The sequence below is a fragment of the Bradyrhizobium sp. AUGA SZCCT0158 genome, from assembly GCF_018130065.1.
Taxonomy (GTDB): Bacteria; Pseudomonadota; Alphaproteobacteria; order Rhizobiales; family Xanthobacteraceae; genus Bradyrhizobium.
Map to the genome: position 1 here is coordinate 202,758 of NZ_JAFCME010000001.1, position 26,320 is coordinate 229,077.

Below are 26,320 nucleotides of genomic sequence, written 5' to 3' on the forward strand. Positions count from 1 at the left end.
ACCGTTCAGCCCATCCGCCGCTTGCCGATCAGCTTGAGCGCGCCGGCGGCGGCCTTCTCATCCGTCACCAGCACCTTGCCGATCCGCCCCTGCAGCGCCGCCGCGATGACCGGCACCTTGTTGGTGCCGCCCGCGATCAGCATCACGGTCGGCGCCCGCGCCAGCTTCTCGATCGGCAATGCGATGGCGCGCGCATTGATACCGTGGTTGATCTGCCGGCCGGACTGCTCGAGATATTGGCCGAGCACGTCACCGACGGCGCCGGCGGCGCGCAGATCCTCGATGCCGACATCGGGCGGCAGCCCGTGCCGAACCAGGAGCGAACGCGGCGAGAGGTCGCCCATGCTGAGCAGCGCAAGATCGATCCGCTCAACGCGGTCCAACACCTCCGCATAGACCTCCTGCGCCATGAAGGTGTCGCGCGAGCGGCGGCTGCTGGCATAGATCGGGGCCGCCAGATAGCTGCACTTGGCGTGCAGCCGGCGCGCCAACTCGCCTGCGATCTCGAAAGTATTGAGTTCGAGCCCGCGCGAGAGCCCGCCCATCATCGAGACGATCCACAGATCCGGATACTCCGCAGGCGTCACATGGCGGATGGTTTCGCGCAAGGTCGCCCCCCAGCCGATGCCGATGGTGCGCGGCTTCTTCTCTTCCAGGAATTTCGACAAATAGGCTCCCGCGGCCATTCCGATCAGGCTTGCCACCAGTTCGGGATTTTCCGGACTCGGGATCACCACCGCGTCGTCGAGCCCGCATTGCTGCCGCAACTGATGTTCGAGTTCGGTGCAGCTTGCGAAGGCCGAGTTCAGCCGGATACTCACGATGCCGCTGTGCCGCGCCTCCGAGAGCATGCGGTTGACGCGCGCCCGCGTCAGTCCGAGCCGCTCGCCGATCTCGGCCTGGGTCAGGTTCTCCATGTAATAGAGCCACGCGACCCGCAGGATGGTTTGGTCACTCAAAGCGCAATCTCCTCGAGCAACCGCAAAAGCTCGTCATGAATGTGACCATTTGAAGCGATCTTTTGCAGATCGTCAAACTGCGAAGCCTCGCCCGCGATCGTGGTCACGCATCCACCTGCTGCGCGCACCAGCGGCATTGCCGCAGCGTGCGAGACGAGATCGGCCTTGATCGACACGAAGGCGTCGAGTTGGCCGGCCGCGATCCATGTCATCTCGAGCGCGCCCGAGACCACGATGCGGACGCCGCGAACTGCCGAGCCGAGCCGCTCGATGATGGCAGCGGCCGTCCGCACCTCGTCGGGTTGATAATGCGATGTCAGGATGACCGATACCACCGCATCGGAAAGCGACCGCGTGCTCGACACCCGCACGGGTTCATCGTTCACGGTGGCAAGCGCGCCCTGCGCGTAGCGGGCGCAGACATCGGCCAGCGGCGATTGAACCAGGCCGACCAGCGCCTCACCTTCATCATGGTAGGCTGCGCTGACCGAATACCACGGCAGCCCGGAGGCGTAGTTCACGGTGCCGTCCAGCGGATCGACGATCCAGCGCGGTCCGCTTGTGTTGCCGCTAAAACCCCGCTCCTCCGACAGGATCGCCGCGCCTGGTGTCAGCGTCCTCAGTCCATCGATCACGATCCTTTCCGCGGCAAGGTCGGCGTCGGTGACGATGTCACGTAGTTCCTTGCGTGCGGTCGCAAGCGGTGCGCGCTGCATCGCGACCAGCGTCGCGGCCGCCTCCGCCACCACCGCCTCGGCGCCGCGCATCAGCGCCATCAGATCTGTCCTGGCGGATGTCGGCATCAGGCCGCCTTCACGCCGGGCGCACCATCCTCGACCACGAAGGTCGCGAGCCGGCGCACACTGCTGTTCACATCCTTGACGTCGTCGAGCGCCTCGAAACCGACCGTGCAGGATCGCGCATCGAGCTCGACGGTCGCATAGCCACGCTTGTCGCCCCGCGCATAGGTCAGACCCGGATTGTCGGCGAGCGCCCTGGCCACACTGCTTCCGCTCGGCCCCTCGGAAGAGATCGAGGTGCCGACGAATTCGGTCGCGATGGTCGCTTCATGCGGCTGCGAATAATCGCGCTTGAGGTCGGCTGCAAAGTAAGCGTGGCGATCGCCGCCGATGACGACCGGGTTGCGCAATTTGTGCGACACGATCGAATCGAGCAGCCGGCGGCGGGCATTGGGGTAGCCGTCCCAGCCGTCCATCCAGAAGCGGTTGCCGTCGTCCGCCTTGCGCTTGCTTTCGGCCATCAGAGTCTGCTGCGCTACGACGGTCCAGCGCCCGCGGCTGTCGCGCAACCGTGCGTCGAGCCACTGCTCCTGCGGCCGCCCGAGCATGGAGCGTTCCTCCTCGGTTCGCTCCGGACAGTCCGGCACCGTGGTCGGGCGCCCTCCCTTCACGCAGGCGGGCGCGGAGCGGTACTGCCGGTCGTCGAGCAGCATGACGTCCAGCATGTCGCCGAAACGATAATGCTCGTAGATGGTGGCATTCGGTCCAAGCGGGCGGGCGGATGGCGGCAACGGCATATGCTCGTAATAGGCCTGATAGGCAGCGGCGCGCATCTTCAGGAACTGCCCCGGATCGCGCGTCGTGTAGGAGCGGTCATTGGCGTAATCATCCGCCACCTCATGGTCGTCCCAGATCGACAGCCACGCAAACGCGGCGTGCGCCGCCTGCAGGTCGGCGTCGGATTTGTACAGCGCGTAGCGATTGCGAAACTCGGCAAGCGTGGTTGGAATCCCGACGCCGTGCTGACGGACGTGACGCGAGCCCCAGGACTTTTCGTAGATGTAATCGCCGAGATGCACGACCAGATCGAGATCGCGCGCCGCCATGTCGCGATACGCGGCGAAATAGCCCTGCTCATATTGCTGGCAGGAGGCAAAGGCGAAGCGAAAGCGGCTGTTGCCGACGGCCGGCGCGGTGCGGGTACGCCCGACCGGGCTCACCGCCGCACCGGCGCGAAACCGGTACCAGTAGACGCGGCCCGGCCGCAGGCCTGTTGCCTCGGCATGCACCGAATGCGCGAGCTCCGCGGTCGCCTGCACGACGCCCTTCGCGGCGACGCGCGCAAATCCTTCATCCTCCGCGACCTGCCACTCGACGTCGACCGGCGCAGGCGGCATGCCGCCCTCTTCGAGCGGTCGGGGCGCAAGCCGTGTCCACAGAATGATGCGGTCCTCGCGCGGGCAGCCGGAGGCTACGCCGAGCGTGTATGGGTCCGCGTTGAACGCCACCGGCGCACCGCGCACGATCCCGAATGGCGCGGCCATCGCGGCACTGGCCAATGAGCCTGCCAGGAATCGCCGGCGCGGGATCGTGATGCCGCTCATGACGGCACAGATGCCGACGTCAGTTCGCGCCTGATCTTCACGGCGAGATCGGGCCGGTCGGTGGTGATCTGCCGCACCGGCTGGGCGAGCCAGTGGGCGATATCCTGCGGCTCGTTCGTCACCCAGGCACCGAGCCGTTCGCGACCGAAGACTTTCAGTGCCAGCGGCAGTGTCAGCGTCAGCAGCGACTTCTCGACCGCAACGATGCAATCGGGTATCGCGGCGAGACGGTCGAACGCCGGCGAGATGCCGCCCATCATTTCCGCCGACCTGCGGTCCAGCGAGGCCAGCACCCGCGCCTGCGGCGACAGCCTCCGCAACGTCGCGAGCACGTCAGGGACAAAGCAGGTGAGCACCGCGCGCCGCTCCAGCCCGCGCCGCTTGACCGCCTCGATGAGGCGCCCTTCGATTCCCGGATAGGGATTGCCGAAGGCGTCGGTCTTGATTTCGATGTGAAGCTCGAGCGGTAAATCGCTGTACACGTCGAGCACGGCATCGAGCGTTGGGATGCATTCATCGCCGGCCTCGCGCAGACGGATGGCGGTCAATTGTTTCAGCGTCCGAACGCCGACCGGACCGGTGTCGTGCGCGGTGCGATCGAGCAGCGGATCGTGGATGACGACCAGCGAACCATCGACGCTCTGATGAATATCGAACTCGACCGCGTCAACGCCTAGTCCGCGCAGATTGCGAAAGCCGAGCAGGCTGTTCTCCGGCCAAAGGTCGCGGGCGCCGCGGTGTCCGGCGATAAAAACCATGATGGGTCCCCTATTTACTGCTGTCAACGAGCCCTTTGAGGAACCAGCGCTGCAACAGCAAGATCACCAGCGTCGGCGGCAGCATCGCGAGCAGTGCGCCGCTCATGGCGATGTTCCAGGCCGGCTCGCTGTCGGCGCGCGGGATCAGATTCTTCAGCGCGATCACGGCGGTCGCCATGTCCTTGTCGGTGGTGAACAGCAGCGGCCACAGATACTGGTTCCAGCCGAACAGGAACAGGATGATCGCGAGCGCGACGATGTTCGAGACCGACAGCGGCAACAGGATGCTCCAGAAGAACCGCAGCGGCGACGCGCCATCGAGCCTTGCCGCCTCACACAACTCATCCGGCACGGTGAGGAAGAACTGTCGGAACAGGAAGGTCGCAGTGGCGGACGCAATCAGCGGCAGGATCAACCCCGGATAGGTGTTGACCATGTTCCATTCCAGCGCGATCGTCACGTCGTGGCCGCTGATCCACTTCCAGAGATCGACAACATGCAGCATATCGGCGAGCCACTGCAGGGGCAGCGCGGCGTTCGCCACCGCCTCGAACGTCGGCACGATCCGCACCTCGATCGGCAGCATCAGCGACATGAAGATCAACCAGAACGCCAGCATGCGGTAACGGAAGCGGAAATAGGTGATGGCGAAGGCGGAGAGCAACGATACCACGATCTTTCCGGCAGTGATTCCGAGCGCCACCACAATGGAATTGAGAAAGCTGCGGCTGAAGTCGGCCTTGACCCAGGCCGTCTGCAGATTGGCAAGAAACTGGTCGCCCGGCAGCCACGGCAGCGGCACCTTCTGCACCTCGGCGATCGTCAGCGAGCCCGCGACGAACGCGAAGTAGAGCGGCACGCACACCAACATCGCGCCGGCGATCAGGATCGCGTGGCAGATCATATCGAGGATGGGTGCGCGCTCCACCATGCGGTCAGACCCCGTAATTGACCTTGTGGTCGAAATAGCGGAATTGCAGCAGCGTGCAAATCAGCGCGAAGGTCATCAACAGCACCGACTGCGCCGCCGAGGAGCCGAGGTCGAGGTTGATGAAACCATCGACGAAGACCTTGTAGACCAGGATGTTGGTCGCGCCGGCCGGCCCGCCATGGGTGACGGCATCGATGATCGCGAAGGTTTCGAAGAAGCCGTAGATAAAATTCATCACGGCGAGAAAGAAGATGGTCGGCCCGAGCATCGGCAGCGCGATGAGAAAGAACCGCCGGATCGGCCCGGCACCGTCGACGGCGGCGGCTTCCATCAGCGAGACCGGCACCGCCAACAGGCCGACCACCAGGAAGATGTAGTCGTAGCAGATGTGCTTCCATGACGCCGCCATGATCACGAGCCACAGCGCGTCGTTCGGGTTGCGATTGGGATCCCAGGAGATCCCGAGCGCGTGCAACATGTGTGCGAGCGGCCCAACGACCGGATTGAAAAGGAACGCCCACAGGATGCCGGCGATCGCGGGCGCGATCGCATAGGGCAGCAGGATGAGGGTCCGGTAGACCGATCGCGCGCGCACCACCCGGTCGGTGGCGAATGCCAGCACGACGGCAATCGCCAGCGTAATGACGTTCTGCGCCACCGTGAACCAGACCGTCGTCACGAGCGATTGGCGATACTCGCCGTTCGCAAACAGCGCCTTGAAGTTGTCGAACCAAACGAAATGGACGGTGGTGCCGAACGGATCGCTCAACAATACGGACTGCGTGAGCGCCCGCAGCGACGGGATGAAGAAGAAGAACACCAGGATCAACACCTGCGGCAGCAGCAATAGCGTCGGCAGGCCGACGCCGCGGCCGAAATTCGCTCGCTTCAGTCCGGGCTCCCGATCAGGCTGGCCACGCTTGGGCGTCCACGCCTTACTGGCCCGTTCCGTCACAGCCCTACGCCCGGCGGCAGTTTCGCCGGGCGACTTGTGCTGCGATCTGGCCAGGCCGGAAGGCGAGTCTGCCGGCGCCTCCGGCCAGATCGACGAAGGTGCGATCGGCGCGCTTGCCTTCATTTCGCCTCGGGGGACCACTCGGTGCCTTTTCCGGCGTTGAGCTTCTCGAACTGGCGCAGGATCTCATTGCCGCGCTTGACGGCATCATCCATCGCCTGTTGCGGCTGCTTCTGGCCGGTGAACACCGCTTCCACCTCGCTGCGCTGCGCCAGCATTGTCTGCACGAAATTGCCAAAGCGGAAGCCGCGCGAATTGTCATTGGGCGTGCCGCGCGAGAGTTGCAGCACCGCAATCTCGCGTGTCGGATGGTCCTTGTAATAGCCGCGCTCGCGCGCCATCGCATAGGCTTTGTTGGTCGCCGGGACATATCCGGTCACGCCATGCCACCACACCTGCGTCTCCGCCTGGGCAACGAAATCGAGGAAGGCGGCGACCGCGTCGTAGCGTTCCGGCGTGTGGCCCTTCATCACCCAGATCGCGCCGCCGCCAATGGTGCTGTTGAGCGGAGGATTGATATCGCTCTCGTGCGGCAGGAAGGTGGCGCTCCAGTTGATCTTGGCGTTGCGTTCGATATTGCCGTGCGACGCGGTCGAGTTGACAAAGGTCGAGCAGCGTCCGGAGGTGAACAACTGTTCGGGGCTAAAGCCCTGACCGGCGATCTGCATGACGCCATCATCGAGCCATTTTTTCAGGCGCGCGACTTGCGAGACCACCTTGGTCTTGTTGTAGACGAATTCGGTGCCAAGTCCGTCGAAGCCGTTGGCGAGCGTACCGTAGGGCTGGTTGTTGATGGCGCTGTAGTTTTCCAGCAGGCTCCAGAAGAAGTCGCCCGGCAGCACCGTGCCACATTCACTGACGCCCTTGGCCTTGATGGCGTAGAGTTGTTTCTCCAACTCCTGCCAGGTTGCGGCCGGCTTGTCGAAGCCGGCTTTCTGGAAGTGGTCCTTGTTGTACCAGAAGATCGGCGTCGAGGAGTTGAAGGGCATCGCCGACATCCGCCCCTTGTAGCTCCAGAAGCTCGCCACCGGCTTGACGAAGTCGGAGAAGTCGACCTTGTAGCCCTTCTGGTCCAGAAGTTCCTGCACCGGCACCACGGCGCCCGACAGCAGCATGGTCATGTAGCCGCGTTCGGCGATCTGCACCATTTCCGGCGGCCGCTTGGCACGATAGGCCGCGATCACTCCATTGGTCACTTCGTCGTAATTGCCCTTGGCGACCGCCACGACGGTGTATTTATCCTGCGATGCGTTGAACTTCTCGACCAGCTCGTTGAGCCGTTCGCCCAGTACGCCGCTCATGGCGTGCCACCATTGCACCTCGACACGCGCCGCCTGAGCGGGCGCGGCCAACGCCAAAACCCCGAACAATGCCGCAATGAATGCCATCTTCTTCACGGGTGATCCTCCCTCAGCGGTCCAGCGAGCCGGCGCTTCAAACCCGGCTTCGATCATTTGTATTTCTACAATGACATATGTGTCGCTTTGATGAAAGGGGGCCCGATACACGGATTTTGTTGCGGGGAGCACGCGTGCTCAGGCCCGGCTGGTCAGTGTATGGTGGTGTATGGCGCAATCGACCGGGAGCGCGGCGCCAATCGCCGACAGCCGCCCTCTCTGAAATCAACGCGAGCCCTCGGAAAGAGCCCCTCATGTCAGATAAAAAATCCGCTCATGCCAAAGACCTCTCGCTCAAGGCCGAGGTCGACGCGCTTCTGATTGAACTCGGTGTCGAACCTGTCAGCTATACCGGTGGCACGCTGGTCGCGAGAACCCCGATCAGCGGTGAAACCGTGGCGCATGTCAGGGAGGTCGACGCCGCCGGCGCGACCGCGGCGATCGAAAAAGCCCATGCGGCTTTCCTGCAATGGCGTCTGGTCCCTGCTCCCAAGCGCGGTGAACTGGTGCGGCTGCTCGGCGAAGAGTTGCGCGCCAGCAAGCGTGCGCTTGGCCGGCTGGTTTCCATCGAGGCGGGCAAGATCGAGTCCGAAGGTCTCGGCGAAGTGCAGGAGATGATCGACATTTGCGACTATGCCGTGGGGCTTTCCCGGCAGCTCTACGGCTTGACGATCGCGACCGAGCGCCACGAGCACCGGATGGCGGAGAGCTGGCATCCACTCGGTGTCACCGGCATCATCTCCGCATTCAATTTTCCGGTCGCGGTCTGGTCATGGAATGCAGCGCTGGCACTGGTCTGCGGCAACAGCATCGTCTGGAAGCCGTCGGAAAAGACGCCCCTCACCGCCTTGGCGACCGACGCGCTGTTCGCCCGCGCCCTGAAGCGCTTCAAGGCCGATGGCGGCGCAGCGCCCGACGGGTTGTCTGCCGTGCTGGTCGGAGGGCGCGAGATCGGTGAGGCCCTCGTCAACAACACCAGGGTTCCCTTGGTCTCGGCAACCGGTTCGACCGCGATGGGACGCGCCGTCGCGCCGAAGCTCGCGCAGCGCTTCGCCCGCGCCATTCTGGAGCTCGGCGGCAACAATGCGGCGGTAGTCACGCCGACCGCCGATCTCGACCTGACGCTGCGCGGCGTCGCCTTCGCGGCCATGGGCACGGCCGGTCAGCGCTGCACCACGCTGCGCCGCCTGTTCGTTCACGAGAGCGTCTATGACAGCTTCGTGCCGCGCCTCAAGAAGGTCTATCAGTCCGTTTCCGTCGGCAATCCCCTCACCGGCAATCTGGTCGGCCCTCTGATCGACGGCCTCGCCTATGAATCGATGCAGCGCGCCCTCGGCGAAGCCAAGGCCGCCGGTGCTGCCATCGTCGGCGGCGACCGCGTCGCCGTGGCAGGCGCCGACGCGGCTTTCTATGTCCGGCCGGCGCTGGTCGAGATCGGTGGACAGACCGGAACGGTCGAGCGCGAGACTTTTGCGCCGATCCTCTATGTCATCAAATACAGCGACTTCGATGCGGTGATCGAATTGCACAATGCCGTTCCGCAGGGGCTGTCGTCTTCGATCTTCACCAACGATCTGCGCGAGGCCGAAGCCTTCTTGTGCGCGCGCGGCTCCGATTGCGGAATCGCCAACGTGAACATCGGCCCCTCGGGCGCCGAGATCGGCGGCGCATTCGGCGGCGAGAAGGAAACCGGCGGCGGACGTGAGTCCGGGTCGGATGCCTGGAAGGCCTACATGCGCCGCGCCACCAACACGATCAACCATGGCCGCACGCTGCCGCTCGCCCAGGGCGTCAAGTTCGACGTGGATTGAATGGAAATCGCCGTGAACGCGCCGCTTCCGGGCAAGGATGTCATCACCCTCCGCCCCAGAAAGGCCGACTTCGAGCTATGAACAGATGTTTTTTGTATTTCTCATATGTTGCATCATATGAAATACGAATGTAATAGAGCACGATAGGACTGTCCCACGAGGGAATGGGTACAAGCCGGGTGCAAGGGTTTATGAGCCGAGCTCTCTTCATCGACGGGGCCAACAAAGCGCGGGTCGCGCAGTTCAATCTGCGCGAGGGGCGCGAGGACGAAGTCTTGATGGATGTCGCCTCGGTCGGCGTCTGCGGCAGCGATCTGCACTATTTCAAGGACGGCGGTATCGGCAGCGCGCTTATCAACGAACCCTTTGTCCCCGGGCATGAGTTCGGCGGCTATCTCTGTCAGGACGTCGAGGAACTCGGTCTCACGCGCGGCCAGCTCGTTGCCGTCGATCCGAACAAGGCATGCGGTCGGTGCGACTGGTGCCATGAGGGCCATCCCAACCTCTGCCCTAACGTTGAGTTCATTGGAGCTCCTCCCTTCGACGGCGCGATGACGGAGCGCATCTGGGCACCAAGGTCGCAGCTCGTCGCGTTGCCGAATGGCTTCGACGCGCTGGACGCCGTCATGCTGGAGCCGCTCGGCGTCGCCATTCACGCCGTCGGGCTCGCCAAGCCGCGCATGCTCGAACGCGTGGCCGTGCTGGGCTGTGGCCCGATCGGCCTGCTCATTGTCCAGGTGTTGAAAGCTGCCGGCGCCGGGGAAGTCCTCGCCTGCGATCCGCTGCCGCATCGCCGCGCAATGGCCGAAAAGATCGGCGCCGATCGCGTCGGTGAAAGCGCCGCCGACATTGCCGAATGGTCCAAGGGCGGCTGCCCCCTTGTGCTGGAAGCGACGAATTCGCCGTTCGGCTTCCGCGACGCCGTAACCGCGACACGCATCGGCGGGCGGATCGTGCTGGTCGGCATTCCCGACGGCGACATTTACACCTTGCCGGCCGCGGACGCGCGCCGCCGCGGCCTCAATATCAAGTTCGCGCGGCGGATGGGCGACGTCTATCCGCGCGCGATTGAGTTCCTCGCAGCGGGGAAGATCGACGTACGCTCGATCGTGACCCACCGCGTCGCGCTGGAGGAAGTGCCCGGCATATTCACGGCACTTGCCGAGAATGCGCCCGGCTACATCAAGGTCCTCGTCGATCTGAAAGGGAGTTGAACCGACGCCCGAATGACACCTGGCCGCCACTAGCAAATGGGAGCATCACGATGAAGCCGGTGTATGCGTGAGGTGAAGTTGTGAGCGACACATCAGACAGCGAAACGACGACAATGCGTATCAACGCCGAGGACCTGGCCGAAGCGCAAATCCAGGCTCGAGCGTGCTGGTATTACTATGTCGGCGCGATGACGCAGCAGGAGATTGCCGATCGGCTCGGGCTGACGCGGCTCAAGGTCAACAAGCTGCTCGGGCAGGCTCGACAGGACGGGCTCGTCAGCGTCGAGATCAAGCTGCCGCTCGCCAACTGCGTTGCGCTGGAAGAGAAGCTGAAGGCGCGCTTCGCGCTCGACGATGTTTCGGTAGTTCCCAGCCTGCCCGATCCCGATGCGCTGCAACAGGTGATCGGCGAAGCGGCGAGCACGATGCTTCATCCCCTGCTGAAGGATGGCATCGGCCTCGGCGTCGGCTGGGGTCGCACGCTCAGAGCCGCCGCGCGCACGCTCAAGCAGCGACGATTCGCCCGCAGCTGGGTGACTTCCCTGATGGGCGGCATGACGCGCGGCGCCGGCACCAACACGTTCGAGGTCGCGACCGAGTTTGCTCGCCTGATCGGCGCCGAATGCTACTACGTCGCGGCACCGATCTATTGCCCGTCGGTCGAGAGCCGTTCCACACTCCTGACGCACTACGGACTTGCGGACGTGATGCGCCGGGCTCGCGAAGGCCAGATCGCGCTGGTATCCTGCGGCGACTTGACACCACGTTCGCTGCTCGCGGCGACCCATATTGTGAATGAAGCGCTGGACGGACTGCGCAAGGCGGGCGCGGTCGGCGACCTGCTCGGAACGTATCTGGACGAATACGGCCGCCCGGTCGACCACCCTCTCAATTCCCGAGTCATGGCGCTGAGCCCGCAGGAGCTGAAGGCGTATCCGATCTCCATCCTGGCCTCGGGCGGGTTACCCAAGGCGCCGGTGATCCGCGGCATTCTGAACGCGCGCTATGTACGCTGTCTCGTCACAGACGAGTCTGCGGCAGAGGCGCTGCTGCAATGAGCCTGCTGCTCGCCATCGATGTCGGTACGATGTCGGCGCGCGCCGGGCTGTTCGACGCGTCGGGCCGGCTGGTGTCCGCGCGCAGTCATCCGTTCGAACTGCTGCGGCCCGCGGAAAACCACGCTGTCTATCGGATGGACGAAATCTGGGCGGCGGTATGTGCCGCCATCCGCGCCGCCATTGCCGATACGCCGGGTGCGGCAGCAGCGATCGCGGGCGTCGCCGTCGACGCAACATCCTCCATTTATTTCGAGGCGAACGGCGGAGCGCCGCTGCAAGGTGATGCGGACGTGGTCTGCTGGATGGACCATCGCGGCGAACGCGAGGCAGAGGAGATTGGCGCATCCGGCGACCACTATCTGGATCATGTCGGCGGCACGGTCTCGCCGGAGATGTATCTGCCCAAGATCCTCTGGGTAAAGCGGCACACGCCGGAGGCGTGGGCGCGCGTCACCGCCGTGCGCGACCTCACGGACGAAGTCGCTCGCCGGATGACCGGCATCGATCGGCACTCCGTCTGCGGGCTTGCCTGCAAGTTTCCCTATTTGCCCGCCGACCCTGATCCGTGGCGCCGCGACCTGCTCGCTACGCTTGGTCTCTCCGATCTGCTGCGGCGCGGCAAGCTCGCCGAACCGCCGGGCCTGGTCGGCCAGGTGCACGGAACGGTCTCCGCGGATGCGGCGAAGGCGCTCGGCATCGCGCCGGGTGCGCCGGTCGCGATCGGATTGATCGACGCGGAAGCAGGCGCTCTCGGCGTCGCGGGCCACGGATTTCGCGACAAGATGAACCGCACGCTGGCGCTGATCGGCGGCACCTCGAGCTGCTACATGTGCTGGGCCGAGGATAAGCGGTACATCTCCGGAGTCTGGGGTCCTTTCAAGGACGCGGTATTTCCCGGCTACTGGATGCACGAGGCCGGGATGAGCATTTCGGGCGCGGCGCTCGACGCCGTGCTGGATCAGCATCCCGCCAGCCCCGGCAAGGCGTCGGCGGCCCAGCACGCGGAAACCGCGTGCGATATTCTCGCGCTGCTCGATCTCGAAGGCCCCGCCTTCGGCACGCGGCGGCATATCGTCCCCGACTGGCTCGGCAACCGCGCGCCCCATGGCGACGGTGCGGTGCGCGCGCTCGTCAGCGGCCTTGGCCTTGAGACGAGCCCACGCTCCTTCCTCGAACATTACTACGCGACGGCCCGCGCGCTCGCGCTGCAAAGCCGTCATATCCTTAAGCATCTCAACACGCGTGGTTATGCGATCGACCGCGCCTGTCTCTCCGGCGGGCACACCAGGAATCCGCTGATGGTGCGCCTTTATCGTGATGCGCTTGGCGCCGACCTCGTCATCTCCCACTCGCCCGAACCGGTGCTACTCGGCACCGCGATGGTCGCCGCCGTCGCGGCCGGGCTTTACCCGGATCTGTTTGCGGCGCTCGACGCGATGGCGCCGGAGCAGACGGTCCACCGGGCCGACCCGATATGGGCGGCGGCGAACGATGCCGCCTATTCGACCTATCTCAAGCTGTTCGCCGTCCGCAACGAAATCGAGGCGGAAGGTCGGCGACCGGCCAGCCGCCCCTCCTCGTCCGCTGGCGCATTCTGAACGCGAAGTCTTTTCTCGTCAGCAATTGACTTCAACATTCCGTCCCCGGCTTGCGAGGTAGATGCGAGCCGCATTACCGCCGAAGATAGCCGCCTTTTCATCCGGTGACAGACCGGCGAGCAGGGTTTCGGCGGCGGCAATCCATTTTTCATAGCCGCCCGCCAGATTGACTACCGGCCAGTCGCTTCCCCAAAGCAGGCGATGTGGTCCGAAACACGCAACGACATGATCCACCGCTTTCCGCAGATCCGCAACTTGCCAATCCGGTAAGGCCTCTGTCACCAATCCCGATAGCTTGCAGACGATGTTGGGGCGTTCGGCAAGCAGCGCGACGTCGCGATACCAATCTGCTGTCTCGCCGGTCGCAAGCCGGGGCTTGGCGCAATGGTCAAGCACGAACTGCAGATCGGGATGATCATCGACCAGGCTCAGCAGTCGCGGCAAATGGCGCGGCAGCACCAGCGCGTCGAACACCAGGTTGTTTCGGGCCATCACTGCCAATAGCCGCGCCAAGCCAGGGCGGAGCAGCCAATCGTCATCGGGCATGTCCTGCACCATCGGCCGCAGTCCAACCAGGAGGCTGTGCACGGCGAGTGCATCAATGCGCGCCCCGCCGTCGGCTACATCGAAGTCCGTCCAGCCGACCACACCCCGCACCACCTGTGCCTTCGCCGCGATGTCGAGCAGAAACATGGTCTCCGCCTCGGTCGGTGCAGCCTGCACCAGGATCGTCCCCCTGATGTTCGCGGCAGCGAGGTGTGGCGCCAGATCCGAAAGGGAAAAGTCGCGGTGGATCGGCGCGAGCGCGGGAGTGAGCCAGCCATAATCGCCACGTGCGAGAGTCCACAGATGATGATGCGCATCGATCCGCATCAGCCGGCTATCGGCAGCGGAACGGGCGCTTCCGCAGCCAGCAGGCGCTCGGCCTTCAGATCGGCCCAAAGCGCCGCCGGCACGTCGCAGGACAGCGCGGCTACGTTGCGTTCGACCTCTTGCGGACTCTGGCCCCCCAGCACAACGCTCGCCACCGCCGGATGGCCCAGGGCAAAATGCAACGCCGCGGTTGGCAGGGCAACGCCATGCGCATCACAGATGCTTTCGATCCGAGCCACCCTTGCCAGGATCTCAGGTGGCGCATCCCGATAATCGTATTTGGCCCCGCTCACCGCGCCGGTTGCCAGAATACCTGAATTGAATACGCCGCCGAGTAACACGCCGATTCCCTGTTGTTGCGCAAGCGGCAGAAACTCCGCCAGCGCCGGCTGCTCCAGCAGGGAATAGCGCCCCGCGAGCAGCATGGTATCGAATGATCCGGCTTTAGCGAAACGCACGCACATCTCGGCCTCGTTTACGCCGATCCCGATGCCCGCAACAACGCCCTCTCCGCGAAGCCGGTCCAGCGCCACGTACGCGCCAGCCATCGCTTCGCGAAACCGCTCCTCGATCGCGTCGGGGCCATGAGTCCAAATGTCGACGTCGTGGATCAGCAACAGGTCCAGCCGGTCGACCCCTAGCCGCAATAGCGACTGTTCCACCGAACGCATCGTGCCGTCATAGGAATAATCAACCACCGCCCGGTGCGGCAACCCTCCTGCAAAACCGGCACGGTCGCCTCGACCGCGAAACGGATCCGTCCAGCGACCGACCTTGGTGCAAACGACGATGTCCTGGCGCGGCACGCGCCTGATGGCGGCGCCGCAACGATGTTCGGCAAGGCCGTTGCCATAGAGCGGAGAAGTGTCGAGGAGATTAATGCCCAGTTCGAATGCACGTTTCACCGTATCAATGGCCGTGCCGTCATCCAGTTGCACGTAGAGATCACCAAGCGGCGCGGTTCCGAATCCCACAACCGAAACCTGAAGCCGCATCCCACCAAGAGCACGACGCGGCACCGCAAATACTGGTTTCATATTGACCGGCTCTTTTCGGCCCATCGCCCAGTCGCGGGGATGCGCCTTTACCTTGCTTGCCATTGGACATGTCCGCTGGCTGTGAACCTGGCGATATTGCCAGCCGCGGCCGCCCGTTCAATGGGACCACCTTGGCTGGCGTCTGAAAACATTCAAACTGCGCAACGCGGCGGATCTTGCCCAGCTATCTCAACACGATCTCCTGGTCGGCCCACCGCAGGTAGCTGCGCGGCGCAGCACCAAGTTCGCGCCTGAACATCGCCGTGAAGGCGCTCGGGCTGTCGTAGCCGACATCGAGTGCGACGTTGGTTACGGATTCGCCGGCGCCAAGGCGCGCGAGCGCTTCCAGCAACCGGACGCGCTGGCGCCAGGCCGCAAAGCTCTGGCCGGTCTCACGACGGAACATCCGCGTCAGCGTACGCCGGCTGAGGCCGCTGCGGTCGGCCCAATCGTCGAGGGTGAGGTCGGAACTGGTATCGGCGATCACAGCTTCGCAGATCCGGGCGAGACGCGGATCCAGCGGGATCGGCACGTGCAGCAACACTTCCGGCATCCGGCCGATCTCGCCTAGCAGGAGATCAACCAGCTGCCCGTCGCGCCCGTCCTCGTCGTAATCCACCGGCATGCGGACAGCTTCATCCATCAGCGCCTCGAGCAGCGGCGAGACGCGGATCAGGCGGCACGTCGCCGGGTAGCTCGGCACCTGATCCGGCTCGACATAGATGGTCTGGGCCTCGATATCGCCCCAGGCGCGCGATTGATGCACGATTCCTGCGGGAATCCACAGGCCATGCCCCGGCGGGATGACGAAATTGCCGCGTTCCGTCATCATCGAGGTGACGCCGATGGTCTGGAGGATGAACTGCCCTCGCCGGTGCGCGTGACGCGTGCTGGTGCTCTCGGACGGATACGTCGCTGCCATAGAGACGACCGGCCGCTTCTGCGTCTGCAGGTGACCGGCATAGTTCGCTGCGGCTATCGGTCCGCATCGCTTGTGGCATGGGCGCTCAAGGCTGTCGCCGCCGGTCGGTGCTGTGCCGACTCTTACATTTATGTTCATCTGGGCTCTTGATGTGAGATGCCTGCTCTCCCCACAGCCATGCATCTTCCGGGCCAGATGGCCCGATCGCGACGATCGCTGTCCCATGCCGTGTAGCACAGAATGCGGCGCTCCGTCACGATGGCGCAATCCGCAACGAAGGGGTTGGTCCATGAACAGGCGCGAATTCACTGCTGCAATGCTGGCCGCCAGCGCGGCCATCCCGCTCGGCATCACCAGAGCGGCTGGTCAGCCAAAGGGCGGCACGCTCAACACGATCATCCAACCCGAACCGCCGATCCTCGTCACGGCGTTCAACCAGCAACAGCCGACGCTGACGCTGGGCGGCAAGATCTACGAGAGCCTGCTGAAATACGGCGCCGATTTGAAGCCGTTGCCGGGTATGGCGCAATCGTGGGAGGTCTCGCCTGATGGCCTCACCTATACGTTCAAGCTGTTCCCGGGCATCACTTTTCACGACGGCAAGCCGATGACATCGGAGGACGTGGTCTTCAGCTGCATGAAGGTGCTGACGGAGACCCATCCCCGCGCGCGGCAGAATTTCGCGCGCGTCGCGTCCGCCGAGGCGCCTGATCCGCTGACTGTCGTATTCAAGCTGAAGCAGCCTTTCGCGCCTTTCCTCGGCTGCTTCGACTGCACCTCGGCCCCAATTGTGCCGAAGCACATCTACGAGGGAACCGAGTTCCGCAAGAACCCGATGAACGACAAGGCGATCGGCACCGGCCCCTTCAAGCTGAAGGAATGGGTGCGCGGCTCGCACGTCCATCTCGTTCGGCACGATGGCTACTACCGCAAGGACCAACCCTATCTCGACGAAATCATCTACCGCATCATCCCGGACAGCGCCTCGCGGGCGCTGGCGCTCGAGAATGGCACGGTCCAACTCGTGCAATGGTCCGACGTCGAGTTCTTTGACGTGCAGCGCTTCAAGTCGCAGAAGAACCTCGCATACACCACCAAGGGCTACGAGTATTTCGCTCCGCACCAGTGGCTCGAGATGAACAATCGCGTCGCGCCGATGAACGACAAGCGGTTCCGGCAGGCGGTGATGCACCTGATCGACCGCGACGCGATGAACAAGCGCGTCTATTTCGGCAACGCCAAGGTCGCAACCGGTCCGATCTCGTCGAAAACCAAATTCTACGACCCCAAGGTAAAGCGCTACGATTTCTCGGTCGAAAAGGCCATTACGCTGCTCGACGAGATGGGCCTGAAGCCCGGCGCCAACGGCAAGCGGGCCGAGATCAAATACCTCGTGCCGCCCTATGGCGAGGTCTATCAGCGCGCCGGCGAGTTCTTCCGCCAGAGCTTCTCCAAGGCCGGCATCGATCTCGTTCTGGTCGGCACCGACATGGCGGGCTGGGCCGACAAGGTCGGCAACTGGGATTACGAGATGACCCAGAATCTGCTCTATCAGCTCGGCGATCCCGCACTCGGCGTCGCCCGCACCTACATCTCCTCAAACATCAAGAAGGGCATCCTGTTCTCGAACACCCAAGGCTATTCAAACCCCGAGGTCGACAGGTTGTTTGAGGAAGCCGCCGTCGCGCTCGACGAGGCCAAGCGGCAGGAGCTCTATTCCAAGGTGCAGCAGATCCTGGTCGAGGAAGTGCCCGTCGCCTGGACCCTGGAGCTCGAATACCCGATCATCTACGACAAGGCTTTCAAGGAAATCGTGACGACCGGGATCGGCTCCCACGAGACCTTCGGCTCGGTCTACAAATCGTGACCGGCACCAGGAGCACCGCAAGAATTGGACTCTTGGTCGCCGCCTGGATTGTGCGGCTGGTCGCCATCATTCTGGTGATCGCGACCTTCAACTTCGTGCTGGTCCGCGCAGCACCGGGCGATCCGGCCATGGTCATGGCCGGGCAGTCGGGCGCGGCCGACCCCAAGATCCTCGACGATCTGCGCAAGGAGTATGGGCTGGACAAGCCCTATCTCGTGCAGCTCGGCACACATCTCGCGCGCGTGCTCACTTTGGATCTCGGATATTCCTATCGCCAGCGGCGGCCGGTCCTTGATCTCATCCTCGAGCGCCTGCCGGCAACGCTGCTGCTGACGCTCACCGCCTTCTGCCTCGCGCTCCTGATCGGCACGACACTCGGCGCGCTCGCGGGTCTGGTCGCCGGAAGCATTGCGGACACGGTTTTTACCGTGCTCTCGCTGTTGCTCTACGCCACGCCGGTGTTCTGGCTCGGGCTGATGCTGGTGCTCGTCTTCTCGGTGACGCTCGGCTGGCTGCCGCCGTTCGGCTATGAGACGATCAACGCGAAGCACACGGCGATCGAGCGCATCTTTGACATCATGAAGCACATGATCATGCCTGTCATTTCACTCGCCGCGATCTATCTGGCGATCTACGCCCGTCTGATGCGCTCCTCGATCATCGAGGTCTCGCACCAGGATTTCATCAAGACGGCGCGGGCCAAGGGCTTGGCCCGCCCGCGCATCGTCGTCAGCCATATGCTGCGCAACGCGCTGGTGCCGGTCGTGACGGTTGCGGGCATGCAGGCCGGCGCGCTCGTCGGCGGCGCGGTGGTGATCGAGACCGTGTTCGCCTGGCCCGGCCTTGGCCGGCTCACCTTCGAGGCCGTGCTGCAGCGTGACTATCCGGTGCTGCTCGGCATCTTCCTGATCCTGTCCGTCATCGTGATTGCTCTCAACCTCGTGACCGACCTGATCTACCGCCTGATCGATCCGCGCATGACGACGGAAGCCGCCTGATGGATGCGGTCAAGGCTTTCCTGCGGCATCCGAGCGGAATGGCGGGGTTCGTCCTGCTCATCATCGTCCTGATCGTCGCGATCACCGCGCCCGTGCTGTTCCCGGTTTCGCCGTGGGAGATGAGCGGCACGCCCTTCACGCCGCCCGGCGAGGACGGGATGTGGCTCGGCGGCGATACGCTTGGCCGCGACGTCGCGGCGGGCGTGGCGCACGGAGCGCGGGTCTCGCTGCTGATCGGCATCGCATCCGCGCTGGCCGCCATGACGATCGGCGTCATGATCGGCGCTATCTCAGGTTATTTCGGCGGAAAAGTCGATCTCGTGCTGATGCGGGTGACGGAGTTGTTCCAGACGGTCCCGGCGTTCATTTTGGCGATCCTGCTGGTTGCGACCTTCAGCCCTTCGCTGCTCACCATCATCCTCACCATCGGCGCGGTGAGCTGGCCGCCGCTCGCGCGGCTGACGCGCGCCGAATTCCTGCGCCTGCGCGGGCGCGAATTTGTCGAGGCCGCATTATGCCAGGGCGAGAGCACGGCCCGCATCGTGCTCGGACACATCCTGCCGAACGCGATCTCGCCGATCCTCGTCGTCGTCTCGCTGACGGTCGCGACTGCGATCCTGCTGGAGAGCGCACTCTCCTTCATGGGGCTCGGCGACCCGAACCTGATGTCCTGGGGTTTCATGATCGGCGCCGGGCGCACCGTCATCCGGCAGGCCTGGTGGATGAGCGTCTTTCCTGGGCTCGCGATCCTGGTCACCGTGCTTGCCATCAACCTGTTCGGCGAGGGCCTGTCCGACGTACTCAATCCGCGCGTCTCGAGGCGCCGCGCATGACAAACCCAAGCGTGCAGGACAAAGCATCCGTGCTCTCGGTCGAGAAGCTCTCGATTGCATTGCCCGAAGGCGGCGACCGGCCGTTCGCGGTCGAGGACGTGTCGTTTGCGATCGGGCGCAACGAGGTGGTCTGCCTGGTTGGCGAATCCGGTTCCGGCAAATCGATGATCGCGCATGCGATCCTCTCGCTGCTGCCGAAAGGCGTCGATATCGTGTCCGGCGCCGTGAAGGTGGTCGGGCAGGATACCGCCGCCCTCGATCGCCGTGCCCTGCGCCGGCTGCGCGGTGGCAAAGCCGCCATGATCTTCCAGGAGCCCTTGTCGTCGCTTAATCCGCTGAAGCGCGTCGGCGAACAGATCGAGGAGACGATCCTCACGCACCAGCAACCGGTGCCGCCGGCAGCCGCGATCAAGGCCAGGGTGCAGGAGTTGCTGACCCAGGTCGGCCTGCCCAACCCGTCGCTGCTTGCCAACAGCTATCCCTTCGAACTCTCAGGAGGCCAGCGCCAGCGCGTCATGATCGCGATCGCCACCGCGAACCAGCCTGAGCTACTGATCGCAGACGAGCCGACGACCGCGCTCGATGTCACCACCCAGCGCCAGATCCTCCGCCTGATCGACGATCTCAGGCGCGAGCGCGGCATGGGCGTGCTGCTCATCACCCATGATTTCGGCGTGGTGGCCGACGTCGCCGATCGCGTCGTCGTGCTGCGCCACGGCAAGGTGGTCGAGCACGGCTCGGTCGAGCAAGTGTTGCGCAATCCGCGCGATCCCTACACCCGCGAACTGATCGACGCAGTACCGAAGGCGCATGTGAAGAGCCGCGAGAGCGCTTCGCACGCCACACCGCTGCTCGACGTCGTGGAGCTGCGCAAGACGTTTCGCGTTAAACGCGGCTGGCTGCAGCCGCCGCGGGAAGTGGTCGCGGCCGACGGCATCTCGCTCACGTTGCACCAAGGCGAGACGCTGGCTGTTGTCGGCGAGTCCGGCTCCGGCAAGTCGACCCTCGGCCGCATGATCATGCGGTTGACGGAGCCCGATTCCGGCGCCATCCGGCTCGGCGACCAGGACCTGCGGCTGCTCCGCGGCGAGGCGTTGCGCCAGGCGCGCCGCGGCCTTCAGATCATCTTCCAGGATCCCTTCTCCAGCCTCGATCCGCGCCAGAAGGTCGGCGACGCTGTCGCGCGCGGCCCGATGGCCTATGGCACCGCACGCGACGAGGCGATGGCGCAAGCCCGGCAATTGCTCGCGCGCGTCGGGTTGACGCCCTCGGCCGCCGATCGCTATCCGCACGAATTCTCGGGCGGCCAGCGCCAGCGCATCTGCATCGCGCGCGCCCTCGCGCTGAGGCCGAAGGTGCTGATCGCCGACGAGGCCGTATCCGCGCTTGACGTTTCGGTTCAGGCGCAGGTGCTGGCGCTGCTCGCCGAACTGCGGCGCGAAATGCAGCTGGCGATGATCTTCATCACGCATGATCTGCGCATCGCAGCCGAGATCGCCGATCGCGTGATCGTTCTCCAACATGGCCGCATCGTCGAGGAAGGGCCGACCGCCGCCGTGTTCACCAACCCACGCGAGGCCTATACGCGCGACCTGCTCGACGCGATCCCGGGGCGCCGCTTCTTCGACCAGCCGAATTTCGCGCGACAACGCGAGGCGCTCGCATGATGGACAGTGCTATCCTTAGACACACTGCCGATCTGTTGTGAAACCCTGCAAGGACTGACCCGTGTCGCAAAGCAACGTCATTCCCCTTCCCGCCGGCGTCCGCGAGCGCATTGAAGCCGCGGTCGAGGCCGCCTTCGAGGCGCAGATCGCAACCACGATCGCCTTTTCGGCGATACCGAGCACGCGCGGCCAGGAGGGGCCGTGCCAGGACATGATCGCGCGTCTGCTGCGCCAGCGCGGCTACGAGGTCGACGACTGGATCATCAACCAGGACGATCTGAAAGCGCTGCCCGGCTACGGACCGGTCGAGACCGATTTCTCGCGCGCCCGTACCGTCGTCGGAACCTATCGGCCCGCCGAAGAATCCGGGCGCTCGCTGATCCTGCAGGGTCATTGCGACGTCGTGCCGACCGGCCCGCTCGACATGTGGAAACGTCCGCCCTTCCGGCCCGTCGTCGAGGATGGCTGGCTTTATGGCCGCGGCGCCGGCGACATGAAGTCCGGCACCATCGCTGCGCTCTACGCGCTCGATGCATTGCGAGCTGCGGGACTGGCGCCGAAGGGCCGCATCCATCTGCAGTCGGTGATCGAGGAGGAAAGCACCGGGCTCGGCGCGCTCTCCACGCTCCAGCGCGGCTATCGCGCCGATGCCTGCCTGATCCCCGAACCCACCGACGGCAAGCTGATGCGCGCCCAGGTCGGCGTGATCTGGTTCCGCCTCAAGGTTCGCGGATTGCCGGTCCACGTTTCGCACGCCGGCACCGGCTCGAATGCCATCAAGGCCGCCTACCATTTGATCCAGGCCCTCGAAGGACTGGAGGCCGAGTGGAACGAGCGCGCCAAGAGCCATCGCTTTTTCGGCAAGATCAACCATCCGCTGAATTTCAATCCCGGCATCATCAAGGGTGGTGACTGGGCCTCGAGCGTGCCGGCCTGGTGCGACGTCGATTGCCGTATCGGCATCCTGCCCGGCTGGACGATCGCCGATTGCCAGGCCGAGATCGTCGCCTGCGTCGCGAAGGCCGCCAAGACCCATCCGTTCCTGGCCGACAACGCGCCGGAGGTCGTATGGTCCGGCTTTCTGTCGCCGGGCTACGAGGTGACCGGCGCGCAGGACAGCGAGGCGGTGCTCGCTGCTGCGTATGAGGCCGTGTTCGGCGGCCCACTCGAGGATGCCAGCTTCACCGGCCTCACCGACACACGCTTCTACGGACTCGATTACGATGTCCCCGCATTCTGCTTCGGCGCCAGGATGGAAAACGCGCACGGTTTCGACGAGCGGGTAGAACTCGAATCCGTGAAGAAGGTCACTAAGACGCTGGCGCTGTTCATCGCGGGTTGGTGCGGTGTCGAGGTTGCGTAAAAACGCAACAAGACAGGAGGAGGTCTGCCATGGAGAGCAACGGCGCGGGCGGCAAGCCCCTGGTCCGAACGCCAGAAGATCTGCGTGCGCATTTCGGGCAGCTGAGCCCGCTCGCCGAGAAGAAGGTCCTGTACCATCTCGACAAGTTCTGTCGCGACTTCATCGCGCTCTCCCCGTTCCTGGTCCTCGCATCGAGCGATGGCAAGGGCAACGCCGACGCGAGCCCGCGCGGTGACGCGCCGGGCTTCGTCGCGGTGCTCGACGACAAATCGCTGCTGATCCCGGACCGCCGCGGCAACAACCGGGTCGACACGTTCGGCAACATCCTGGCCTCGCCAGGCATCGGCCTGATTTTCCTGGTGCCCGGCATCAATGAAACGCTGCGCATCAACGGCAAGGCGGAGATTACCCAGGATCCGGCCCTGCTGACGCCGCTGGCGGTGCAAAACGTCGTACCGATCATCGGGCTCAAGGTTCATGTCGACGAATGCTATTTCCATTGCGGCAAGGCGCTGATGCGCTCGAAATTGTGGGACCCCAAGGCCCAGGTCGAACGCCACAGTTTCCCGACGCTGGGCCGCATCATCGCCGAGCAGACGGCGGCCATATCGGTTGAAGTGGCCGAGCAGACCATGGAAGAAGGCTACCGGACGAGGCTCTATTGATGAATTAGCTGTCTCGACCCGGGGCGGCTCTGCCAGCAATATTGGGTTTCGCGTTGTCCAGAGCGACATCGAATCGCCTGGGCCATGATGACGGTCATCACTTTTTCCAAAAAAAGGCGACCATGCGAGCGTTCGACCAGCCGTGGAGAACGTGAGTAACCGTCCAATGGGCGCTCGACTGGCTGCGGTCGGGTTGTTAAGCCCGCCTCCGCAGGGAGCCTTTGAGTCGAGACATGACCGTTGCGATCGAGATGGGCCACACAACGGCAGGCGCCCCGGCTAACCTGGACCTTGAGGAACTGCTGGCGACGCGCCTGCTGGTGCAGGGCAATTCGGGCTCCGGCAAATCCCATCTGCTGCGCCGGCTGCTGGAACAGAGTGCCCCCTGGGTGCAGCAGACCATCATCGACCCCGAAGGCGACTTTGTTGCGCTTGCCGACCGTTTCGGCCACCTCCTGATCGATGCTGAGGACCATACCGAGCGGGGCCTGCAGGTCGCCGGCGAGCGAGCGCGCATACATCGCGTCTCCACGGTGCTCAATCTCGAGGGGCTCGACGCCGAGAACCAGATGCGGCGCGCCGCCGCCTTCCTCGGCGGGCTTTTCGAGGCCGCCCGCGACCACTGGTATCCGATGCTGGTGGTGGTGGATGAGGCACAGCTGTTCGCGCCGGCCGTCGCCGGCGAGGTTTCGGACGAAGCGCGCAAACTCTCGCTCGGCGCCATGACGAACCTGATGTGCCGCGGCCGCAAACGCGGGCTTGCGGGAATCATCGCCACCCAGCGACTGGCAAAACTCGCCAAGAACGTCGCGGCCGAGGCGTCCAATTTCCTCATGGGGCGAACGTTTCTGGATATCGACATGGCGCGCGCCGCCGACCTGCTGGGCATGGAACGGCGACAGGCAGAGGCCTTCCGGGATCTGGAGCGCGGCCAATTCATCGCGCTGGGGCCGGCCCTGTCCCGCCGTCCGCTGGGGCTGCGCATTGGTCCGACGGATACAACGCCGCGCAACGCGACACCGCGCCTGATGCCTCTGCCGGAATCGACGTCGGACGCACACGCCATCATCCTGGCAGCACCGCCGCCCGAGCATAATCGGCCCCAGCGCCGGTCGCCACCCGACCTCCTCGGCCAACTCATGGCGGCGAAGTCGGCGGCGCTGGAGATCCGTCCCGAATCGGTGGAGCAGCCGCTTAGCGCCGAGGCACTGGCGGAGCGGAATGAGCGCGTGGACCGCATTCTGCGCGCCGTCATGGCCGAACCCGACGCTGGGTTCCGTGCCATCGGCGTCCTCTATCAGGAGTTCGTTGTCCGCTGCCGAATAGAGGGCCTCGGTTCGGCTGTGCCGGACCTGGGTGACTTCCGTCGCATGCTGACGCGCGCCCGCGCCGGGCTCGGCTCCGATATGGCTGACGATGACGGCTGGCAGGATGTCTCGGTCCGCGCCTCCCTTCTGCCGGAGGATATGCAGGGCGTCTTCATGATGATCGCCCGCGCCGCGAAGGCAGGTTGGCCCTGCCCGGGCGATGCAGCGATTGCCCGCGCCTATGGCTCACATTCGTTGCGCCGTGCGCGGCGTCTGCTGACCTACATCGAGGAGCAGGGCCTCATCGTTTGCCAGCTCGATGGTGCAGGTCGGCGGATTGTGACGCTCGTCGAACTGGCCTGGGCGACGGCACCGGGCGACCCCAATGCCGAGGAACTGCCGGCGGAGCAAGGCTGCAGCCCGGCGCTATGATGTGACGGTCAAGCGCGCACTTAGAAGATACCAAGCCGTGGCGATCTCTTAAATCACACCGGCGATCCGTAACTCTTCGATTTCTGCGCTGCTTAATTCGAGCAGACCTTTGTAGATATCCTCGTTTTGGGCACCCAGCCCTGCGCCAAGCCAGCGGATCTCGCCGGGCGTTTCCGACAGCCGTGGCACGACGCCGGGAACCGCAATCTCGCCGGCGCGCGAGTCCGTCATTTGGATGTTACCCCGGGCGCGGTATTGCGGGTCTTCGAAAATATCCGCGATGCTGAAGATCAGACTGGCCGGCACGCCTCCCCTCGAACAAAGCGCAAGGACGCTATCGAGGTCGAGCGAGGCGACCCATTCGGCGACGATGCGGTTGACCTCGTCGCGGGCCGCCAGCCGCAGCGTCTGCGGACCATATCGCTCCGCCGAGGCCAGTTCCGGTTGCCCCATCGCTTCCGCCAGCCGCGCGAACATCTGGTCACTGGTGCAGGCGATCGCGATCCATTTGCCGTCCCTGGTCTGGTAGTGGCTGTGCGGGCAGACATTGACCGCGTCCGCGCCCATTCGCTCGCGCACATAGCCGAACTTCTGATAGGCAGGCGCAATCTCGTCGAGCACGCGAAACACCGATTCGTACAGTGCGAGATCAACGCATTGCCCCTCGCCGGTCGTTTTACGGGCTTGCAGCGCGACCAGTGCGCCGATGGCGCCGTACATGCCCGACATGTAATCGGCCAGCGAGGTCGAACCTGGAACAACGGGAATACCGCCGGGCTCACCGGCAAGGTAGGTCAGGCCGGAAAACGCGTGCGCGATGCGGGCAAAGCCCGGCTGCGTCCGCATCGGTCCATCCTGCCCATAGGCCGAGATGCGCACCAGGATCGCACCGGGATTGATCTTCTTGAGCTCGTCATAGCCGAGCCCCCATTTTTCCAACGTGCCGGGCCGAAAATTCTCGACGATGATGTCGCATTTCGCGGCGAGGCGCTTCAGCAGTTCCCGTCCGCGCCCGCTCCCGAGATCCAGCGTCACGCATTTTTTGTTGCGGGCTTCGGAGAGCCAAACCAGCGTATCGCCGCATTCGGTATTGGTTCCAAGACGCCGAAGCGAGTCGCCGGTCTTTGGCGGCTCGATCTTGATAACCTCCGCGCCGAATTCGCCGAGAATGGTGGCGCAATGCGGCCCCGCGATGAACGTGCCGAGGTCGAGGTCCCGGATCCCCTCAAGTGCGCTCACGGCTTTCGCCCGATGCTGGCTGCCCGGTCGAG

General features: G+C 64.4%; 22 protein-coding genes. 11 read left to right on the plus strand and 11 right to left on the minus strand.

Annotated elements, in window-relative coordinates; all coding sequences use genetic code 11:
- Nucleotides 1–5: 5 nt before the first annotated feature.
- The 7 genes from JQ574_RS00990 to JQ574_RS01020 are packed head-to-tail and all read right to left on the minus strand — an operon-like array spanning nucleotide 6 to nucleotide 7,395.
- Entirely contained in the window at nucleotides 6–959 is a 954-nt protein-coding gene (locus tag JQ574_RS00990; RefSeq protein ID WP_212208282.1) for a sugar-binding transcriptional regulator, read from the minus strand.
- Nucleotides 956–1,762, minus strand: coding sequence for an inositol monophosphatase (locus JQ574_RS00995; RefSeq protein ID WP_212208281.1), 807 nt, complete (start codon nucleotides 1,760–1,762; stop codon nucleotides 956–958). Before JQ574_RS00995 ends, JQ574_RS00990 begins: the two co-directional genes overlap by 4 nt.
- Nucleotides 1,762–3,303, minus strand: a complete 1,542-nt coding sequence (locus JQ574_RS01000; RefSeq protein WP_212383173.1) for an alkaline phosphatase — start codon at nucleotides 3,301–3,303, stop codon at nucleotides 1,762–1,764. The genes JQ574_RS00995 and JQ574_RS01000 overlap by 1 nt, the downstream gene beginning before the upstream one ends.
- Entirely contained in the window at nucleotides 3,300–4,061 is a 762-nt protein-coding gene (locus JQ574_RS01005) for a glycerophosphodiester phosphodiesterase family protein (RefSeq protein ID WP_212208279.1), read from the minus strand. The genes JQ574_RS01000 and JQ574_RS01005 overlap by 4 nt, the downstream gene beginning before the upstream one ends.
- A gap of 10 nt (nucleotides 4,062–4,071) precedes the next feature.
- Nucleotides 4,072–4,992: an ABC transporter permease subunit gene (locus tag JQ574_RS01010; RefSeq protein WP_212208278.1), complete on the minus strand. Its 921-nt coding sequence runs from the start codon at nucleotides 4,990–4,992 to the stop codon at nucleotides 4,072–4,074.
- Between the two features lie 4 nt (nucleotides 4,993–4,996).
- Nucleotides 4,997–6,070 carry an ABC transporter permease subunit gene (locus JQ574_RS01015; RefSeq protein ID WP_212208277.1) on the minus strand — a complete coding sequence of 358 codons (1,074 nt, stop codon included), beginning with the start codon at nucleotides 6,068–6,070 and terminating at the stop codon, nucleotides 4,997–4,999.
- The gene (locus JQ574_RS01020) at nucleotides 6,067–7,395 is read right to left on the minus strand and encodes an extracellular solute-binding protein (RefSeq protein WP_212208420.1); all 1,329 of its coding nucleotides are present in this window, start codon (nucleotides 7,393–7,395) and stop codon (nucleotides 6,067–6,069) included. Before JQ574_RS01020 ends, JQ574_RS01015 begins: the two co-directional genes overlap by 4 nt.
- 263 nt (nucleotides 7,396–7,658) lie before the next feature.
- Here JQ574_RS01020 and JQ574_RS01025 point away from each other — a divergent pair, with 263 nt between their 5' ends.
- The 4 genes from JQ574_RS01025 to JQ574_RS01040 all read left to right on the plus strand — a co-directional run bounded on the left by JQ574_RS01025 (nucleotide 7,659) and on the right by JQ574_RS01040 (nucleotide 13,085).
- Complete coding sequence (locus JQ574_RS01025) at nucleotides 7,659–9,215, plus strand: aldehyde dehydrogenase family protein (protein ID WP_212383176.1); 1,557 nt, start codon at nucleotides 7,659–7,661, stop codon at nucleotides 9,213–9,215.
- A gap of 191 nt (nucleotides 9,216–9,406) precedes the next feature.
- Complete coding sequence (locus JQ574_RS01030) at nucleotides 9,407–10,429, plus strand: zinc-binding dehydrogenase (protein ID WP_212208276.1); 1,023 nt, start codon at nucleotides 9,407–9,409, stop codon at nucleotides 10,427–10,429.
- 113 nt (nucleotides 10,430–10,542) lie between these two features.
- On the plus strand, nucleotides 10,543–11,487 hold the full coding sequence (locus tag JQ574_RS01035; RefSeq protein ID WP_212208275.1) for a sugar-binding transcriptional regulator: 945 nt from the start codon (nucleotides 10,543–10,545) through the stop codon (nucleotides 11,485–11,487).
- Nucleotides 11,484–13,085 (plus strand): FGGY-family carbohydrate kinase, encoded by a 1,602-nt coding sequence (locus JQ574_RS01040; protein WP_212208274.1) that lies wholly within the window; start codon nucleotides 11,484–11,486, stop codon nucleotides 13,083–13,085. Before JQ574_RS01035 ends, JQ574_RS01040 begins: the two co-directional genes overlap by 4 nt.
- Before the next feature lie 18 nt (nucleotides 13,086–13,103).
- Here the strand turns inward: JQ574_RS01040 and JQ574_RS01045 are convergent, their stop codons facing one another.
- The 3 genes from JQ574_RS01045 to JQ574_RS01055 all read right to left on the minus strand — a co-directional run bounded on the left by JQ574_RS01045 (nucleotide 13,104) and on the right by JQ574_RS01055 (nucleotide 15,917).
- Nucleotides 13,104–13,958, minus strand: a complete 855-nt coding sequence (locus JQ574_RS01045; protein ID WP_249119005.1) for an amidohydrolase — start codon at nucleotides 13,956–13,958, stop codon at nucleotides 13,104–13,106.
- On the minus strand, nucleotides 13,958–14,995 hold the full coding sequence (locus JQ574_RS01050) for an aldo/keto reductase (protein ID WP_409363393.1): 1,038 nt from the start codon (nucleotides 14,993–14,995) through the stop codon (nucleotides 13,958–13,960). The genes JQ574_RS01045 and JQ574_RS01050 overlap by 1 nt, the downstream gene beginning before the upstream one ends.
- Nucleotides 14,996–15,179: 184 nt before the next feature.
- Nucleotides 15,180–15,917 carry an AraC family transcriptional regulator gene (locus JQ574_RS01055; RefSeq protein WP_249119006.1) on the minus strand — a complete coding sequence of 246 codons (738 nt, stop codon included), beginning with the start codon at nucleotides 15,915–15,917 and terminating at the stop codon, nucleotides 15,180–15,182.
- Nucleotides 15,918–16,206: 289 nt separating this feature from the next.
- On the opposite strand from JQ574_RS01055, the gene JQ574_RS01060 reads away from it, so the two are divergent.
- From JQ574_RS01060 to JQ574_RS01090, 7 genes are all read left to right on the plus strand, one after another.
- Nucleotides 16,207–17,784: an ABC transporter substrate-binding protein gene (locus JQ574_RS01060; protein ID WP_212208272.1), complete on the plus strand. Its 1,578-nt coding sequence runs from the start codon at nucleotides 16,207–16,209 to the stop codon at nucleotides 17,782–17,784.
- A 23-nt stretch (nucleotides 17,785–17,807) separates the two neighbouring features.
- Nucleotides 17,808–18,782, plus strand: coding sequence for an ABC transporter permease (locus tag JQ574_RS01065; RefSeq protein WP_212208417.1), 975 nt, complete (start codon nucleotides 17,808–17,810; stop codon nucleotides 18,780–18,782).
- Nucleotides 18,782–19,615 (plus strand): ABC transporter permease, encoded by an 834-nt coding sequence (locus JQ574_RS01070; protein ID WP_212208271.1) that lies wholly within the window; start codon nucleotides 18,782–18,784, stop codon nucleotides 19,613–19,615. Before JQ574_RS01065 ends, JQ574_RS01070 begins: the two co-directional genes overlap by 1 nt.
- Nucleotides 19,612–21,282 carry an ABC transporter ATP-binding protein gene (locus JQ574_RS01075; RefSeq protein WP_212208270.1) on the plus strand — a complete coding sequence of 557 codons (1,671 nt, stop codon included), beginning with the start codon at nucleotides 19,612–19,614 and terminating at the stop codon, nucleotides 21,280–21,282. Before JQ574_RS01070 ends, JQ574_RS01075 begins: the two co-directional genes overlap by 4 nt.
- Before the next feature lie 61 nt (nucleotides 21,283–21,343).
- Nucleotides 21,344–22,645: an ArgE/DapE family deacylase gene (locus JQ574_RS01080; protein ID WP_212208269.1), complete on the plus strand. Its 1,302-nt coding sequence runs from the start codon at nucleotides 21,344–21,346 to the stop codon at nucleotides 22,643–22,645.
- 29 nt (nucleotides 22,646–22,674) lie between these two features.
- Nucleotides 22,675–23,310: a pyridoxamine 5'-phosphate oxidase family protein gene (locus tag JQ574_RS01085; protein WP_212208268.1), complete on the plus strand. Its 636-nt coding sequence runs from the start codon at nucleotides 22,675–22,677 to the stop codon at nucleotides 23,308–23,310.
- A 233-nt stretch (nucleotides 23,311–23,543) separates the two neighbouring features.
- Nucleotides 23,544–25,049, plus strand: coding sequence for an ATP-binding protein (locus tag JQ574_RS01090; protein ID WP_212208267.1), 1,506 nt, complete (start codon nucleotides 23,544–23,546; stop codon nucleotides 25,047–25,049).
- A gap of 48 nt (nucleotides 25,050–25,097) precedes the next feature.
- On the opposite strand, the gene JQ574_RS01095 is transcribed toward JQ574_RS01090, so the two are convergent.
- Nucleotides 25,098–26,288 carry a CaiB/BaiF CoA-transferase family protein gene (locus tag JQ574_RS01095; RefSeq protein ID WP_212208266.1) on the minus strand — a complete coding sequence of 397 codons (1,191 nt, stop codon included), beginning with the start codon at nucleotides 26,286–26,288 and terminating at the stop codon, nucleotides 25,098–25,100.
- Nucleotides 26,289–26,320: the final 32 nt, after the last annotated feature.

What these genes read in the sequence shown, in the direction of transcription:
- JQ574_RS00995 (WP_212208281.1), bottom strand. Translation starts at nt 1,762, where the DNA reads ATGCCGACATCCGCCAGGACAGATCTGATGGCGCTGATGCGCGGCGCC.
- JQ574_RS01000 (WP_212383173.1), bottom strand. Translation starts at nt 3,303, where the DNA reads ATGAGCGGCATCACGATCCCGCGCCGGCGATTCCTGGCAGGCTCATTG.
- JQ574_RS01005 (WP_212208279.1), bottom strand. Translation starts at nt 4,061, where the DNA reads ATGGTTTTTATCGCCGGACACCGCGGCGCCCGCGACCTTTGGCCGGAG.
- JQ574_RS01010 (WP_212208278.1), bottom strand. Translation starts at nt 4,992, where the DNA reads ATGGTGGAGCGCGCACCCATCCTCGATATGATCTGCCACGCGATCCTG.
- JQ574_RS01015 (WP_212208277.1), bottom strand. Translation starts at nt 6,070, where the DNA reads ATGAAGGCAAGCGCGCCGATCGCACCTTCGTCGATCTGGCCGGAGGCG.
- JQ574_RS01020 (WP_212208420.1), bottom strand. Translation starts at nt 7,395, where the DNA reads ATGGCATTCATTGCGGCATTGTTCGGGGTTTTGGCGTTGGCCGCGCCC.
- JQ574_RS01025 (WP_212383176.1), top strand. Translation starts at nt 7,659, where the DNA reads ATGTCAGATAAAAAATCCGCTCATGCCAAAGACCTCTCGCTCAAGGCC.
- JQ574_RS01030 (WP_212208276.1), top strand. Translation starts at nt 9,407, where the DNA reads ATGAGCCGAGCTCTCTTCATCGACGGGGCCAACAAAGCGCGGGTCGCG.
- JQ574_RS01035 (WP_212208275.1), top strand. Translation starts at nt 10,543, where the DNA reads ATGCGTATCAACGCCGAGGACCTGGCCGAAGCGCAAATCCAGGCTCGA.
- JQ574_RS01040 (WP_212208274.1), top strand. Translation starts at nt 11,484, where the DNA reads ATGAGCCTGCTGCTCGCCATCGATGTCGGTACGATGTCGGCGCGCGCC.
- JQ574_RS01045 (WP_249119005.1), bottom strand. Translation starts at nt 13,958, where the DNA reads ATGCGGATCGATGCGCATCATCATCTGTGGACTCTCGCACGTGGCGAT.
- JQ574_RS01050 (WP_409363393.1), bottom strand. Translation starts at nt 14,995, where the DNA reads ATGAAACCAGTATTTGCGGTGCCGCGTCGTGCTCTTGGTGGGATGCGG.
- JQ574_RS01055 (WP_249119006.1), bottom strand. Translation starts at nt 15,917, where the DNA reads ATGGCAGCGACGTATCCGTCCGAGAGCACCAGCACGCGTCACGCGCAC.
- JQ574_RS01060 (WP_212208272.1), top strand. Translation starts at nt 16,207, where the DNA reads ATGAACAGGCGCGAATTCACTGCTGCAATGCTGGCCGCCAGCGCGGCC.
- JQ574_RS01070 (WP_212208271.1), top strand. Translation starts at nt 18,782, where the DNA reads ATGGATGCGGTCAAGGCTTTCCTGCGGCATCCGAGCGGAATGGCGGGG.
- JQ574_RS01075 (WP_212208270.1), top strand. Translation starts at nt 19,612, where the DNA reads ATGACAAACCCAAGCGTGCAGGACAAAGCATCCGTGCTCTCGGTCGAG.
- JQ574_RS01085 (WP_212208268.1), top strand. Translation starts at nt 22,675, where the DNA reads ATGGAGAGCAACGGCGCGGGCGGCAAGCCCCTGGTCCGAACGCCAGAA.
- JQ574_RS01090 (WP_212208267.1), top strand. Translation starts at nt 23,544, where the DNA reads ATGACCGTTGCGATCGAGATGGGCCACACAACGGCAGGCGCCCCGGCT.